This is a genomic window from Agathobaculum sp. TL06, from assembly GCF_054658635.1.
The window spans coordinates 23,397-36,988 of sequence record NZ_BAAGGY010000029.1 but is presented as its reverse complement, the minus strand read 5'-3'; the positions used below and the strand labels follow the sequence as shown (position 1 = coordinate 36,988).

14 protein-coding genes are annotated in these 13,592 nt (G+C 48.9%); 9 read left to right on the top strand and 5 right to left on the bottom strand.

Going from position 1 to position 13,592, the window contains the following annotated elements; genetic code table 11:
• Positions 1 to 185: 185 nt before the first annotated feature.
• Positions 186 to 563 carry a RidA family protein gene (locus tag ACYQ3S_RS14215; RefSeq protein ID WP_054328573.1) on the bottom strand — a complete coding sequence of 126 codons (378 nt, stop codon included), beginning with the start codon at positions 561 to 563 and terminating at the stop codon, positions 186 to 188.
• Positions 564 to 835: 272 nt separating this feature from the next.
• Here ACYQ3S_RS14215 and ACYQ3S_RS14210 point away from each other — a divergent pair, with 272 nt between their 5' ends.
• The 4 genes from ACYQ3S_RS14210 (at position 836) to ACYQ3S_RS14195 (ending at position 4,125) form a co-directional block, all read left to right on the top strand.
• The gene (locus ACYQ3S_RS14210; protein ID WP_459689959.1) at positions 836 to 1,546 is read left to right on the top strand and encodes a helix-turn-helix transcriptional regulator; all 711 of its coding nucleotides are present in this window, start codon (positions 836 to 838) and stop codon (positions 1,544 to 1,546) included.
• Positions 1,547 to 1,614: 68 nt separating this feature from the next.
• Positions 1,615 to 2,385 carry a GNAT family N-acetyltransferase gene (locus ACYQ3S_RS14205; protein ID WP_459689957.1) on the top strand — a complete coding sequence of 257 codons (771 nt, stop codon included), beginning with the start codon at positions 1,615 to 1,617 and terminating at the stop codon, positions 2,383 to 2,385.
• A 47-nt stretch (positions 2,386 to 2,432) separates the two neighbouring features.
• A complete protein-coding gene (locus ACYQ3S_RS14200; RefSeq protein WP_459689956.1) occupies positions 2,433 to 3,470 on the top strand; it encodes a threonine aldolase family protein in 1,038 nt (345 codons plus the stop codon).
• Between the two features lies 1 nt (position 3,471).
• The gene (locus tag ACYQ3S_RS14195; RefSeq protein ID WP_459689955.1) at positions 3,472 to 4,125 is read left to right on the top strand and encodes a YczE/YyaS/YitT family protein; all 654 of its coding nucleotides are present in this window, start codon (positions 3,472 to 3,474) and stop codon (positions 4,123 to 4,125) included.
• Between the two features lie 72 nt (positions 4,126 to 4,197).
• Here the strand turns inward: ACYQ3S_RS14195 and ACYQ3S_RS14190 are convergent, their stop codons facing one another.
• Positions 4,198 to 5,841, bottom strand: coding sequence for a recombinase family protein (locus ACYQ3S_RS14190; protein ID WP_459689953.1), 1,644 nt, complete (start codon positions 5,839 to 5,841; stop codon positions 4,198 to 4,200).
• A gap of 57 nt (positions 5,842 to 5,898) precedes the next feature.
• The gene (locus ACYQ3S_RS14185) at positions 5,899 to 6,117 is read right to left on the bottom strand and encodes a hypothetical protein (RefSeq protein ID WP_459689951.1); all 219 of its coding nucleotides are present in this window, start codon (positions 6,115 to 6,117) and stop codon (positions 5,899 to 5,901) included.
• Between the two features lie 343 nt (positions 6,118 to 6,460).
• On the opposite strand from ACYQ3S_RS14185, the gene ACYQ3S_RS14180 reads away from it, so the two are divergent.
• The 5 genes from ACYQ3S_RS14180 to drt2 all read left to right on the top strand — a co-directional run bounded on the left by ACYQ3S_RS14180 (position 6,461) and on the right by drt2 (position 11,864).
• Positions 6,461 to 7,108 (top strand): TetR/AcrR family transcriptional regulator, encoded by a 648-nt coding sequence (locus ACYQ3S_RS14180; RefSeq protein WP_412647659.1) that lies wholly within the window; start codon positions 6,461 to 6,463, stop codon positions 7,106 to 7,108.
• 84 nt (positions 7,109 to 7,192) lie between these two features.
• A complete protein-coding gene (locus tag ACYQ3S_RS14175) occupies positions 7,193 to 8,440 on the top strand; it encodes an MFS transporter (protein ID WP_459689949.1) in 1,248 nt (415 codons plus the stop codon).
• Between the two features lie 372 nt (positions 8,441 to 8,812).
• Positions 8,813 to 9,265, top strand: coding sequence for an RNA polymerase sigma factor (locus tag ACYQ3S_RS14170; RefSeq protein ID WP_459689947.1), 453 nt, complete (start codon positions 8,813 to 8,815; stop codon positions 9,263 to 9,265).
• Entirely contained in the window at positions 9,237 to 9,437 is a 201-nt protein-coding gene (locus ACYQ3S_RS14165) for a helix-turn-helix domain-containing protein (protein WP_459689946.1), read from the top strand. Before ACYQ3S_RS14170 ends, ACYQ3S_RS14165 begins: the two co-directional genes overlap by 29 nt.
• 1,056 nt (positions 9,438 to 10,493) lie before the next feature.
• Positions 10,494 to 11,864: an antiviral reverse transcriptase Drt2 gene (gene drt2, locus ACYQ3S_RS14160; RefSeq protein ID WP_459689945.1), complete on the top strand. Its 1,371-nt coding sequence runs from the start codon at positions 10,494 to 10,496 to the stop codon at positions 11,862 to 11,864.
• Positions 11,865 to 11,997: 133 nt separating this feature from the next.
• On the opposite strand, the gene ACYQ3S_RS14155 is transcribed toward drt2, so the two are convergent.
• Positions 11,998 to 12,798 (bottom strand): hypothetical protein, encoded by an 801-nt coding sequence (locus tag ACYQ3S_RS14155; protein WP_459689944.1) that lies wholly within the window; start codon positions 12,796 to 12,798, stop codon positions 11,998 to 12,000.
• Between the two features lie 59 nt (positions 12,799 to 12,857).
• Complete coding sequence (locus ACYQ3S_RS14150) at positions 12,858 to 13,520, bottom strand: putative ABC transporter permease (RefSeq protein ID WP_459689943.1); 663 nt, start codon at positions 13,518 to 13,520, stop codon at positions 12,858 to 12,860.
• Between the last annotated feature and the right edge of the window lie 72 nt (positions 13,521 to 13,592).

Here is a 13,592-nt window from a genome sequence, read left to right as displayed (position 1 = left end):
TGATGCGGTGCAGGTACATCCAGCGGATAGTGAGCCATTTTTTTGTCCATATTTATTACCTCCAATAGATCACGGCGCGGTTTGCGCCTTTTGTTAGAGGATACCCCGGTCATCGTATGCCGGCCTGTGTCTCCGGCGTCGCGACTGGCGGACAGTACCTTACAAGGGGAACAGGGGGAAAACGCTTACAGGGCCGCGATGACTTCGATCTCGACCAGGGCGTCCTTCGGCAGGCGCGCCACCTCGACCGCCGAACGGGCGGGGTAACCGCCTTCACCGAAGAAGGTGGCGTATACCTCGTTCATGGCCCCGAAGTTGTTCATGTCGCTCAGGAACACCGTGGTCTTAATCACGCGATCCATCCCGACGCCGGCTTCCGCAAGTATCGCCTTGACGTTGGTCAGAGACTGCCTCGTCTGCTCTGCGATCCCTTCCGGAAAGCTGCCTGTAGACGGGTCGATCGGCAGCTGGCCCGATGTGATCACCAGCCCATCCACCGCTACCGCCTGTGCATACGGACCGATCGCCGCCGGCGCCCGCTCCGTATTAATCTCCTTTTTCATCCTTCACCCTCCTCCGTCGTTTTTCTGAGATTATTTTATTATGAGGAGAATTATTTGTCAAGGCATTTTTGTTTATTTTGTATACTTGTATACATCTATACTCGCTTATTTGTTTCTATTTTACATAAGCATTGGCAAACATTTATAATAACTTTTTATTTTTATTGTGATTATTTCTTTGAATCTTCTTTGACAATCCGTGTGAAAATACGGTATAATAAGAATAATAATACCGCATTCCTGTCTTTCATTATCAGAAACGAGGTGAGCGTATGGCGAATCCCTTATTGCAGCACTACATCAAACTGACCGAGTTTCTTGGGCAAGCTCTCGGCCCTGACTATGAGGTTGCACTGCATGACCTGACCGATAAAAACCGTTCGATCATCGCGATTGCCAACAACCATGTAAGCGGTCGGGAGATCGGCGCGCCGCTGACCAATGTTGCGCTCAAGATCCTGATGGACAAAAGCTATGAAACGCAGGATTACCGGCTGCATTATCCGGGCGTTTCCGCCGCCGGCAAAACGCTGCGCTCCTCCACGCTGTTTATCAAGCAGCACGGCAAGCTGATCGGGATGCTCTGCATCAACTTTGACGACAGCCGCTACCAGTCCGTCAGCGAGGACATCCTGCGGCTCTGCCATCCCGACAATTTTATCGAAACCAACTTCCAGACCGAGGAAACGCCGGCGAACGCCGTGCGCAGCATCCCCCCCACCACGGAAAGCTTCCACAACTCGATCGGCGCTGTAGCGGGCGACGCTGTCGGCCGCGAGCTGCTCCGCCTCGGCGTAACGGCCGACCGGCTGACGCCCGACGAGCGCGTGCAGATCATCGGCGCGCTGGAAGCGGGCGGCATTTTCCTGCTCAAAGGCGCGGTCAAGGATGTTGCCGACGCCCTGCACTGCTCGCAGGCCAGCGTTTACCGCTACCTGTCGCAGATCAAAAAAGAGGATTCCACGCAGGAAGTGGAAGAGTAAAAAAGCAAGTGAAAAAATGAGCGCGGGGCGCTCATTTTTTCACTGTTTGAACGGAGGTTTCCCTTATTATGCTGATTCAATTGACCGCGGCTGACGTGCCTGATTTTACCCTTGCCTGCTCCTATGAGCATGTGTTCGGTTCCCGCGCGCTGACCGCGCTCCGCGCCTACGGGTTAGGCGACGCAAACGCACGGTTTTTCCTGTGCCGGAAAGGGCGGGAGCCCGCGGCCGCCCTGTACTTAGCCAACGGCGTGCTCAGCATCTCGTCCGACGAGCGCGCCGACCCGCTTCCCATCGCCGAGCTGGCAAAACGGGAAAACGTGCGCGAGATCGACACCAACTGGCCCCAGTGCGCGGCGCTGCAAAAGCTGCTCGGCGGCGCGACCGAAAGCTCCTATTATATGGTGTACCGCGGCCTTCCGCTGGAGCAAAACACGGAGGGCTTTGTCCACGGGGATTTCCAAACCGTGTTCGACATCCTGCAGCGCAGCCACGAATATTACCAGACCCATCTGTCGTTTGATACCTGGTCGGCGGACCTGCAGCGTAAGATCACCTGCGGCCTGGCCGAGCTTTACCAGCTTGAGCTTGACGGGGAGGCGGTCGGCACGGGCTGCATCATATCCGAGGACGACGAGTGCGGCGTACTGGGCGCGATCGCCGTGGTACCCGAACACCGACACAAGGGGCTGGGCGGCCGCATCAGCCGTTTTCTGGTGCAGCGCATTCAGCAGAAAGGCAAAACGCCGCGCCTGATCGCCGGCTACGACCAGGTCGCGGAGCTGTATTGCGAGATCGGCTTCGCGCCGTGCGGACGGTGGGGCGAGCTTTACCCCTAACCCGACACGGCGCACCTGATAATTCTTTTGAGAAAGGTCTTGATTTTATGCAGTTTATTGATTTGCGCAGCGATACGGTCACACAGCCCACCCAGGCCATGCGGGACGCGATGTGCCGCGCGGTCGTGGGCGACGATGTGTTTGAGGATGACCCGACCGTAAAGGAGCTGGAAGCCTATGCCGCCCAGCGGCTCGGCAAGGAGGCGGCGCTGTTCGTCACCTCCGGCATGCAGGGCAATACCTGCGCGCTGCTCGCGCACACCCGCCGCGGCGACTGCGTCGTGATTGCGCCGACCGCGCATATCGCCGCGCACGAGGCCGGCTCTTACGGCCAGCTCGCCGGAGTCTCCCTCCGCTTTCCGCAAAGCGTGAACGGCGTGATGGACCCTGCATCCGTGCGCGCCTGCCTGACGGATGACAGCGATGTACAGGTCGCACCGGCCGGCCTGGTCGTCATGGAAAACGCCCATTCCACCGGCTCGGTGCTGCCGCTTGACAACATGCGCGCCGTGTTCGAGATTGCGCACGCGCAGGGCGTCCCCGTCCATCTGGACGGCGCGCGCGTGTTCAACGCGGCGGCCGCGCTCGGCGTCGCGGACGTTCGGGAGCTGACGCAGTACTGCGATACCATCATGTGCTGTCTGTCCAAGGGCCTGTGCGCGCCGGTCGGCTCGATACTCGCCGGCCCGAAGGATGTGATCTGGCGCGCCCGCCGCGCCCGCCGCATCCTGGGCGGCGGCCTGCGCCAGGTCGGTTTCCTTGCGGCGGCCGGCATGGTCGCCCTGCGCGATATGACCGGACGCCTGTCAGAGGACCACGAAAACGCCAAATATCTGGGCGAATTGCTGGACGCGGTGGACGGCGTCCATGTGTTCGCTGAGCGCACCCAGATCGATATGGTCTTTTTCACCACGGACTGGGACGCGGAAAAGGCCGCGCGGTATCCTGCCTGGATGCACAGCCGCGGCATCAAGGTGACCGGCTGCATGGACGGCGAATACCGCATGGTCTGCCACCACGATATCACGCGCGCCGCCTGCCAAACCGCCGCCGAAGCCGTGCGCGCCTTCGCCGCGGAGGGATGATATGATCCGGAATTACGTCCGCCGCCTGCTCTGGCTTGCGCTCGGCATGCTGGTCAGCGCGGTCGGCATCGTGATGATGCTGCAGGCAAACATCGGCCTCGAACCGTGGAGCGTGCTGCAGCAGGGCATGGCGCAGAGCTTCGGCATCACCTACGGCACGGCCTCGGTCATCGTGGGCGCGGCCGCGATCGGCGTTGCCATCCTGTTCGGCGAGAGCTTCGGGTTCGGCACGGTCATCAATATTGTTTTGTGCGCTGTGTTTATCGACACGCTGTTGTGGCTCGGCTGGGTCCCGCAGATGTCCGGCACGCTCTCCGGCGTCCTGATGCTGCTCGCCGGCCTGGAGCTTCTGGTGCTCGGCACCTGGATGTACATGAAAAGCGCGCTCGGCGCCGGCCCGCGCGACGCCCTGATGGTCGCGCTGGCGCGGCGGACCGGCCGCTCGGTCGGCCTGTGCCGCATATCCGTCGAGCTCCTCGTCATCCTGACCGGTTATTTTCTCGGCGGGCAGGTGGGTATCGGCACGGTCATTTCCGCACTCGGCCTCGGTTCGCTGTTCAACCTGAATTTCCACCTGCTCGGCTTCCACGCCGCGGAGCTGCATCAGGAAAACATCGCGGAGACCCTCCGGTTCCTCCGGCAGCAAAAAAAATAAAAAAGGAAGCCTTAGGGAGGCACTCATAAGACAGTATTAGAAATGTTTTCGGGAAACGGCATAGCTTGCGAGCTATGCCGTTTCTCCATTTTGCAGGTCATTCAGTAAAGACGCGGGGAGTATTCCCACAAGGTCATAGGAAATGTCAATCTGTTGTTCCCTATACCCCTTTGACTTGTCCGGTGCGTGAACGTACACCGCCTTTACCATGTCATTTAAGACGGCGGGCGTTAATTCGTCCAAGTCAAGATATTTCCGTACTTTGCTGATGAACCTATCAATGTTCTCTGTTTGTTCTTCCTGTTCGTTAATTTCTTCGTTCAATCGCAACAGCTTTTCCCGCAGTTCTTCCTGCTCCTGCTCGTAATCGCCGGAGAGCATTTGAAATCTGCTGTCAGATAGTTTCCCGCCCACGTTGTCCTCGTAAATACGCTTGAATAATCGGTCAAGTTCCTCTATTCGGCGTTCCGCTTGCGTCAGTTGCCGCCGCTTTGCCGCCAGTTCCTTTTTCGCTTCGGCTTTCTGTTTCGCACCCATAGCTTTTCGGAATTGTTCTTCGTGGTTAGCGACACAGGCAATCGTCAATCTCATGTGAGCAAGTACGCCCTGTTCCAAGACAACGGCGCGGATAAAATGAGTAGAGCAAACCTCTTTCCCCTTGAGCCTTGAAGTAGAGCAGACAAAATGGTCTTGCCTTGCTTCAAAATTCTTGCTTGTGCAATAATACAGCTTTTCGCCGCAATCGGCACAGCGCACAATGCCGGAGAACATATTCGTCTTTCCTGTTCTTGTCGGGCGGCGTTTGTTCTTCCGCAATTCCTGCACCCGCGCCCATGTGTCAGCGTCAATGATTGCCTCGTGGGTATTCTCAAACACAAGCCACTTTTCCTCTGGATTGTAACAGGTTTTCTTGCTTTTGTAGGACTGCTTATAAGTCTTGAAATTTACCGTATGCCCTTGATATTCTGGACGCTCCAAAATGTCAGCTATGGTATCGCCCGTCCAGTTATAGGGATTGTCCGGCGATGTGTTCCTCGTTGCCCTGCCTGTCTGCTGAAAATGGATTGTCGGCGTTATGACTTTATCCTCTTTCAGAATACGGGCAATCTGCGATGGTCCGTAACCGTCCAGACAAAGGGCAAATATCCGCTTAACTACTTCGGCGGCTTCTCCGTCCACAATCCACCGTTTTCTGTTATCAGGGTCTTTCATGTAACCATAGGGCGGGTTTGTGCAGAGGTATTCTCCTGCTTCTCCTTTTGACTTCATCACAGCGCGGATTTTTTTGCTTGTGTCTTTTGCGTACCACTCGTTAATGATGTTCAAAAAGGGGGTAAAGTCGCTGTCCTGCTGGTTTGCGCTGTCTATGCCGTTATTGATAGCGATAAACCGCACGCCCTTTTCCACGAACAGGACTTCGGTGTAAAAGCCCACTTTCAGATAGTCGCGCCCAAGACGCGACATATCTTTGACAATCAGCGTCGCCACTTCCCCGTTTTCAATCCGTTCCAGAAGTTCGCTCCAACTCGGACGGTTGAAGTTCGTTCCAGAATATCCGTCGTCCACGAAAAACGCAGTATTTGAGAAATGATTTTCTTTTGCGTATTTACTTAAAATTGCCTTTTGATTAACAATGCTGTTGCTGTCGCCCTGTAATTCGTCGTCGCGTGATAAGCGGCAATAGAGAGCGGTAATTTTGTCAGACTGCCTTAACATAGTTTCTGCTCCTTTCATCGGCGGGCAGTCTGCCATACAGGATTGTATGTACTCATTTTATCGGCTCCCGTCCTTTTTATCAACTTCTTTCTGTAAATTTTCCTGTTCCATAAGACGTAAGACTTTACTCGGCAATGACTTCTTCCCGTCATAGCTGCCCGTAAAGCGGTAGAGCGTTTTCCCCGATTTTATAACGACTTCACGCTTTGGAAGTTCTTGATACAGGGGATTTTTCACGACGATTTGACCGTCTTTGATAATTCGTTTCCTTTCCATTCCTTTCCCGTCCTTTCGTAGTTTGATAGAAGAAAAGTTTCTCAGCAAGCATAGGAAAGGGGTACCCTTTCCGTAAAATCGTCCGTTTTCTGTCTGCCGACAGCGGGCGATTTTTGCTTGTTAGGAAGTTTCCCAAACCCTCTTGATTTTCCTCTCACTACCTACAACACCGCACAAGGCGATTGTGCCAAAGTTTGAGCGAAAATTTTTCAAAAAGTTTCTTCACTTATAAAGACAGTGGATTTTCCAAAATGCCAAATGTGAAACAGAAAACCTGCTATTGACACAAAGTTTTTTCTATGCTATTCTTTATACAGACCAACGGTTTGTATGGAGGTGGAACATGGCAAGAAACAAGTATCCAGAGGAAACGGTGAAACTAATTGTGGAAGTTGCCACTCGATTATTCACAGAAAAAGGTTATGACGCTACCTCATTGCAGGACATTATCAATGAAACGAAGCTTTCCAAAGGCGCAATCTATCATCATTTTGCGTCAAAGGAAGAAATATTTGAAGCGATAATCAGCCGTATTGGGGAAGAAAATACGATAGAACTTGCAAAGGTAAGAGATAATGATTCTTTGAATGGACTTGAAAAATTAAGGTGTATTTTCAAAGCGGCGCTGTTTAATTCTAATCAAAGTCTAATGTTGACCGTTACGCCTTGCTTGTTAGACAATCCCCGTTTTTTGGCAATGCAAATCAAACAGCTTTATCAAATAGTCGCTCCAAAGTTTATTCAGCCGATTTTGCAACAGGGAATAGAGGACGGAACAATTCAAACCGATAATCCTCGCGAATTAGCAGAAGCGATTATGGTTTTATCAAATGTGTGGCTTAATCCACTTGTCAATTTAGCTGATGAAGATAGTATGCGTAACCGTTGCACTACCTTTAACGAATTATTGCGCGGTATGGGTATTTTTGCATTGTTAGATGATGAAATGATAGACGGTTACATCAACTTTTGCAGACACAACAAAGCATAAAATAAACTGCTCCAAAGAGAGCAGCTTATTTTAACAATATTACAAACCGACGGTCGGTTTATTGTTCGAAAGGAGGACTATTTTATGAAACAGAACACGAAACTTTTTCGGCGGGATTTTACGTTGGTCGTTATAGGGCAAATCATTTCTTTACTTGGTAACGCAATACTTCGTTTCGCTTTACCACTTTATCTGCTAAGGGAAACCGGTTCTGAAACGCTTTTTGGTATTGTTACCGCCTGTTCTTTTGCCCCTATGGTTATCTTGTCAATGGTCGGCGGTGTGTTGGCAGACCGCATCAATAAACGAAATATCATGGTGGTATTGGATTTTTGCACAGCAATATTGATTGCCATTTTCTATTTTTCATTAGGGAATGTGCCGACAATCCCTCTGTTTATTGTTGTCTTAATGCTACTGTATGGAATTTCCGGCACTTACCAACCGGCAGTACAGGCGAGTATTCCACTACTTGTAACTACGGATAAACTTATGACAGGTAATACCGTAATCAATCAAGTAAATACATTATCCGGCTTGTTAGGTCCTGTTCTTGGCGGCATTATGTTTGGAGTGTGGGGTATTTATCCGATTTTGATTTTGAGCATTGTATGTTTTACCGTATCTGCTGTTATGGAAATTTTTATCCATATTCCGCACGAAAAACGTCCGAGAAAAAATAGCGTACTTGCAGTAGCAAAGGAAGATTTGAAGGAAAGCTATCAGTTTGTAAAGACCGAAAAGCCTATCCTTTTTTCAGTAGTATTTTTGGTATCTATTTTTAATTTGGTTTTGAGTGCTGTTATGATTGTAGGAACGCCTATTTTGATAACACAAGTTCTTAAAATGTCCGATACCATGTACGGTTTTTCACAAGGCGCGCTTGCATTAGGCGGCTTATGCGGCGGCTTTTTAACGGCGATAGTTTCAGAAAAGTTAAAACTGCAAAAATTATACCTGCTGCTTTTGACTTGTTCTGCGTCCGTTGCGTTTATGGGTATATCGTTAATGCTGAATGTTCCTGCTCTTATGTCCTATTGGATAATTACGGTAATGAGTTTTACTGTTATGGGTGCGTCTACCTTGTTTGTAGTACAAATTTATACAATGGTACAAACACAAACACCCCCTCAGTTAGTGGGAAAAATCATGGCAGCGTTGATTTCGATTGCCATGTGCGGGCAGCCTGTTGGACAAGCTATTTATGGTATCTTGTTTGACGTTTTTGCTTCAAATACATGGATTGTTTTAATCGGTGCTGCGATTGCTGCCTTGTTGATTTCTTTTTATTCAAAAAGAATTTTTCATCAGTTGGAAAATGTACAGCAATAAAAAGAATTTTCTCGATATGAGCAATAACCGCTGTCACAGCGGTTTGAAATGAATAATCAGAGCCGCTGTTTTCCTTTTTCAAAATGTGAATATGGAGGGCGTATTAAGGTCGCCCATTTTTAAGGATATGGCGGTATCAAATGCTAAAGCGCATTGGGAGGTATCGCCATGTCCTTTTTCTATAACCTTAATTATCGTCAATCATCAAAAAAAGCCTGTTTCCGGCAACGGGACTTTGCGGCTATGAAGATGAACAGATAAATCATATTGATTACTTAAATAATTCATATTACCAAAATGCCTATGCCGCTTTATGCTGCGTAGGCGTTTGTTGTAATACCCCCCTACTGGGAAGAAAGGGGGTGATTTCAGATGATTTATTCAGAGCAATACAAGGAGCATATCGAGTACACCTTTGCAGCCTTTTGTAAAATCGTTCTCCGCAATGCGGCGCTGTCCGCTTATCGGGATATTGGCAGGCGGCAGAAGTGGGAAACTTCCCTTGATTATCTTATGGAAGAAAAGCATTTTATGCCGTCTACAACAGACAACTACTTCGAGGAACAGCCAACAAGATTTGTTGTGTGCAGCGAGATAATCGAGATTGAAAATGAACGATTAGCAAAAGCATTTTCCGGTTTACCGGAACTGCGGCAGGAAGTTTTGGTGATGTATTACTTTTTCCACTATACGGACAAGAAGATTGGAGAAGCATACGGAAGAAGCCGCACAACTGCAAACTATTGGAAGATGTCGTCGCTCAAGAGATTGAAAAAAGAATTGGAGAGATTAGAATATGAGGAACGAAAAGCTGATATCTTTTGAAACGATTGAAAAAGCGGTTTCCGGAGAACCGGAAGCGATAAATGCCGTTTTATGGCATTATCGAGGGTACATCAAACATCTGTCTGTATTTCAAGGTCATTATAATGCCGAAATTCAAGACAGATTGGAAGTACAACTGATACAGGCATTATTCAAGTACCGTTTCAGGTAGGAAGTAGCAAAGCCCGAAAACGCCGTCAAGGATAAATTTAACGCAAGCGTCCTTGACGGCGTTTCCTGTCCTTGCTGTTAGACAGCCAAGAGAGCGCAATCGGATAAACCGCTTGCGCTCTCAATTTATCATGGAATGTTACGCGATAGAGCGTGTTTTTCACTTGATTTAAGCGGCATTACAGCGGCGATAAGGTACAGGAGTAAAGTTTTATATTCCCACCCTCAAAAATGACGTTCTATTGCATAACATAGCAAACGATATTTCTTTGTATTGCTGCTTCTTTTCCGTTCTTTTCCATTCCGGCAGCGCTGACTTTTTGCTTTACTCCAAAGGAAAGGAATGGGTAATTGATTTAATCAGTAATTATTTTATCTTTACTTAATTGCATTGGATTTTCCAAGATAGGTGGTTATATACTCTCTCGGATAATTGCTATAAATTTGTTACGCAGCAGAAAGGCGTTTTTAAGGGAAAAGGTATAAAACCCTTACCCCCCTGTCTTGCACTCGCAAAGCCGCATGAATAAAGGAGTTAAGACCGCCTACTGCGTAACAAAGGGCATGAAAAAAGCGGGTAAGAAACTCTTTGTTTCCGACTCGCCTTTTTCTGCACCCTGTATGGCAACTACCCTATTTCAGTTTGTTAGTTGATACTGTTTTATGAGTAGTTGCTTTAGGAAAAACAAGTTGCTAAGCGCACCAAGACATCACAGTGATTTACAGAATCAACGAAAAACCGTGATGGTTCGAAAGCATTTGACTTTTTATGATAACTGCGCTATTATAATATTACCTTACACTTTAGGTGGTAAGGGCGGAGCATTTCTGTCAAGTCTGGCCGAATTATTGTTTCTATGAGTAACGTTACACATAGAACCAACAATTCTTGGTTGAGTACGAGGAACATGAGAATACTCCTTTCCAGTATTATACTATGGAAGTCTATCAGATGCATAATGCACATAGGACAATAACGTTCATGTACCTGCCTGCTAATTTAGGGATGTTGTCCCCCATGTTAGCAGGCATGATGCATTTTAAGGGGTAAACGCTTATGAATAGACAAAAAGAATACAATCAATGCGATAGTCAAAAGGCATGTTCAGAATGTAGTTTTGAGGCATTTTGCAAAGCATGGGTCGATTTTGTATTAGCTCATAATGACGAAAAATTTTATGCACATTTTGATAAACGGGTTTCTTTAGCTATGCCTAGCATACGTCAGTATGTAATGGATAGAGAAAAGGTCGCTGTTCATAGCTTTTATCCCTTTATACATTTTGAAAAGAAGAACTCCAGATATGGTAAAAAAGGGCCTAAAAAACCTAGACAATTATATTATTGCTCGCATTTAGACCGTTGTGTTTATCAGCGCTATGCTTTCTTGCTTAACCAAGAATACAATAAACGGATCAAAAATACGGTTATTGATAGTGTAGCTATTGCTTATAGGGATAATTTGGGTAAAAATAATATTGACTTTGCAAAAGAAGCTTTCGACAAAATTAAGAATGAAAGCCATTGTATTGTAATTGTTGGAGATTTTACCGATTTTTTTGATAGACTAGACCATCAATATCTCAAAGAAATGCTATGCAATCTTTTAAATGTCAAAAAGCTTCCACAAGATTATTATGCAGTATTCAAAAATATTACCCGTTTTGCAAGCTGGGATTGGAAACTTCTTGTAGAACAGAGTGGGCATAGGATAACAGAACGTGGAATACGTACCAAACTAAATAAGCAAGATGTTATCCTTAATAAGTCCCGGTTTGAAAAACACAAAACAAGTATAGTTAAAAATAATTCTTCAAAAGGTATACCACAAGGTTCACCAATTAGTGCGGTACTTTCAAACATATATATGCTTCAATTTGATAAGGCAGTTAGTGACTATGTTCTTGAGCATAGCGGCACATATATGCGTTATTCAGACGATTTTTTAGTTATCCTGCCTTATAAAAACGAACAAGACATACAAGAACATGAGAATTGGATTTTTTCGCAAGTTAACAAAACTAAAGGACTAGATTTACAAAAAGAAAAAACATCAGTCTATATTTACGATAGAGGTTCCATTGTTAATTACCCATCCAATCAATCATCCACCATCGATTACCTGGGATTTGTCTTTGATGGCAGCAACGTAAAACTTCGTCCGAAATCAATTACAAAATATTATTATCGTATGCGTAGAAAAGCACAAACCATAGGTCGTAGCCATTGGCAATCTCCAAAGGGTAAACATATTTCGGCTCGAAAACTATATGATATTTATTCCAGTGGTGGCGAGCATCAAACATTTATTGATTATGCAAAAAGGGCAAAGAGTATATTGAATCTCAATGATAGAGAAGCTGATGCGCTGATAAAGCATCATAAGCGCAAAATTGCTAATGCAATAAAAAGTGGGGAAAAGAAGTAAAACGGACTATCAAATTATTTGTTGATAGTCCGTTTTACTTCTTTTGCATCCTGTATGGCAGCTACCCTATTTCAGTTTGTTAGTTAATACTGTTTTATGAGTAACTACCTTTAAGGCTTCCTTTTTTCATTCTTCAAGCAGCCTCCACCGCTTTGACCGGCAGGAACTGCTCCTCGCCGAACAGGAACGCGGCGTCGCCGAACCAGTCGTCCAGCATGATCTCGCCCCCATCGCGGCTGATATGCGCCAGCAGCCACATATCGCCCATCTCCTGATGGTAGGAAATATCCACCGCCGGATCATCCCACTCCAGTGAATCGTACGTCAGGCAGATGGTAAAGCTGTCGTATTCCTCCGGCGGGTATTGCGCAATGTCGGGATACAGCTCGTCGTCCGGCGCATTGTACATGATCCATACTTCGCCGCTTTCCGAATACCGCCCCTCGATATACAGCGAATAGTGTTCGTCACCCTCCGCGTACAGCTCCAGCAGGCTGCCGTCCGGCAGCTCCACGACCGACCGCAGGCCCAGCAGGTCCGCAAGGGATATGAAGCTGTAAGCGCCCCCATCGTCCTCATACCAGTCGTCCGCCTCCGAATACGGGGGTTCCTGCTCCACATACGGCTCCCCGAAGCGGATATCGCCCACAAAATCACCGATCAGGCCGAATACGGCCGGCACCAGCTGCAAAAGCACCACCGCCGCGGAAACCAGCGCGATGACGCGCCCTTTCTTTTTCTGGGCCGTGCGGTCCTTTTTCACCTTGCCGTTCAGGATGGTCGGCTCGGTTGTTTTGGCCGCGGCGCTTTTGCGCGGCCGGAACGACGCGCCGCGCCGCGCCGACAGCCGCCCCCGGCTGCCCGCCCTGGCGCCGCAGATCGGACACTCTCGGTCGCTGTCGTCAAAATTGATCCCACAATGCTGGCATTTCATAAAAATGCGCCCCCTCTCTCCTGCTTTCATCATACCAGAGTGAGGGGGCGCACGCAAGATTATTTTGCCATGCTGCACAAAAGCAAATGAACCTGGGCGGGGTCGATCACGGTCAGCCCCTCCGCCGCCTGGACGGACGGCAGGCTGGTGGTGACGCCCGCGCCGGTATTGGGATGCATCGCGGACCATCCAAAATCCAGCAGGAACACCACTGCCAGCAGCGCGCAGCACTGCCGCGCCTGCAGCCTGGGCAGCCGCCGCATCCATTCCACGGCCAGGGGACCCGCCCAATATACCGCAGCGCAGCAGCCTGCGCCGAACACCAGCGAGGTCAGCGGACTGACCAACCCGTCGATATTGAGCGGAAGCATGGAATAGTCCCACCAGCGCAGGCCATACAGGCTATCCAGATACCTGCCCGTGCCGTATTCGATCACTGTGCAGAGCGCGGCGCCCAGCGCAAACACCCGCAGCGGCTTGTCCGCGAAGCGGCGCAGCAGCAAAACGGCCAGCACGCCGCCCGCGCCGTAGATCGGCAGCCACGGCCCCAGCATCGTGCCGCGCTTGACCAGCTCCCCGTTGAATACGAGGTGGAGCGCGACCTCCCACAGCCAGCCCGCCGCGGAAAAGGCGAAAAACAGCCCTGCCAGCTCAGCCGGCGCATACTGCCGCGACGCGCGGCTTTTCCGCCGGCCGATGGACTGCCGTATTTTTCCCGTCATGACGCCCTCCTCCTTTGCATAATTCCATTGTAACCGAAATTTCTTTTCATTTTATGCACAAATTTCTTAAGA

Bases quoted from the DNA above. Each gene is read 5' to 3' on its own strand.
- ACYQ3S_RS14215 (WP_054328573.1), bottom strand. From the start codon at position 563: ATGAAAAAGGAGATTAATACGGAGCGGGCGCCGGCGGCGATCGGTCCG.
- ACYQ3S_RS14210 (WP_459689959.1), top strand. From the start codon at position 836: ATGGCGAATCCCTTATTGCAGCACTACATCAAACTGACCGAGTTTCTT.
- ACYQ3S_RS14205 (WP_459689957.1), top strand. From the start codon at position 1,615: ATGCTGATTCAATTGACCGCGGCTGACGTGCCTGATTTTACCCTTGCC.
- ACYQ3S_RS14200 (WP_459689956.1), top strand. From the start codon at position 2,433: ATGCAGTTTATTGATTTGCGCAGCGATACGGTCACACAGCCCACCCAG.
- ACYQ3S_RS14195 (WP_459689955.1), top strand. From the start codon at position 3,472: ATGATCCGGAATTACGTCCGCCGCCTGCTCTGGCTTGCGCTCGGCATG.
- ACYQ3S_RS14190 (WP_459689953.1), bottom strand. From the start codon at position 5,841: ATGTTAAGGCAGTCTGACAAAATTACCGCTCTCTATTGCCGCTTATCA.
- ACYQ3S_RS14185 (WP_459689951.1), bottom strand. From the start codon at position 6,117: ATGGAAAGGAAACGAATTATCAAAGACGGTCAAATCGTCGTGAAAAAT.
- ACYQ3S_RS14180 (WP_412647659.1), top strand. From the start codon at position 6,461: ATGGCAAGAAACAAGTATCCAGAGGAAACGGTGAAACTAATTGTGGAA.
- ACYQ3S_RS14175 (WP_459689949.1), top strand. From the start codon at position 7,193: ATGAAACAGAACACGAAACTTTTTCGGCGGGATTTTACGTTGGTCGTT.
- ACYQ3S_RS14170 (WP_459689947.1), top strand. From the start codon at position 8,813: ATGATTTATTCAGAGCAATACAAGGAGCATATCGAGTACACCTTTGCA.
- ACYQ3S_RS14165 (WP_459689946.1), top strand. From the start codon at position 9,237: ATGAGGAACGAAAAGCTGATATCTTTTGAAACGATTGAAAAAGCGGTT.
- drt2 (WP_459689945.1), top strand. From the start codon at position 10,494: ATGAATAGACAAAAAGAATACAATCAATGCGATAGTCAAAAGGCATGT.
- ACYQ3S_RS14155 (WP_459689944.1), bottom strand. From the start codon at position 12,798: ATGAAATGCCAGCATTGTGGGATCAATTTTGACGACAGCGACCGAGAG.
- ACYQ3S_RS14150 (WP_459689943.1), bottom strand. From the start codon at position 13,520: ATGACGGGAAAAATACGGCAGTCCATCGGCCGGCGGAAAAGCCGCGCG.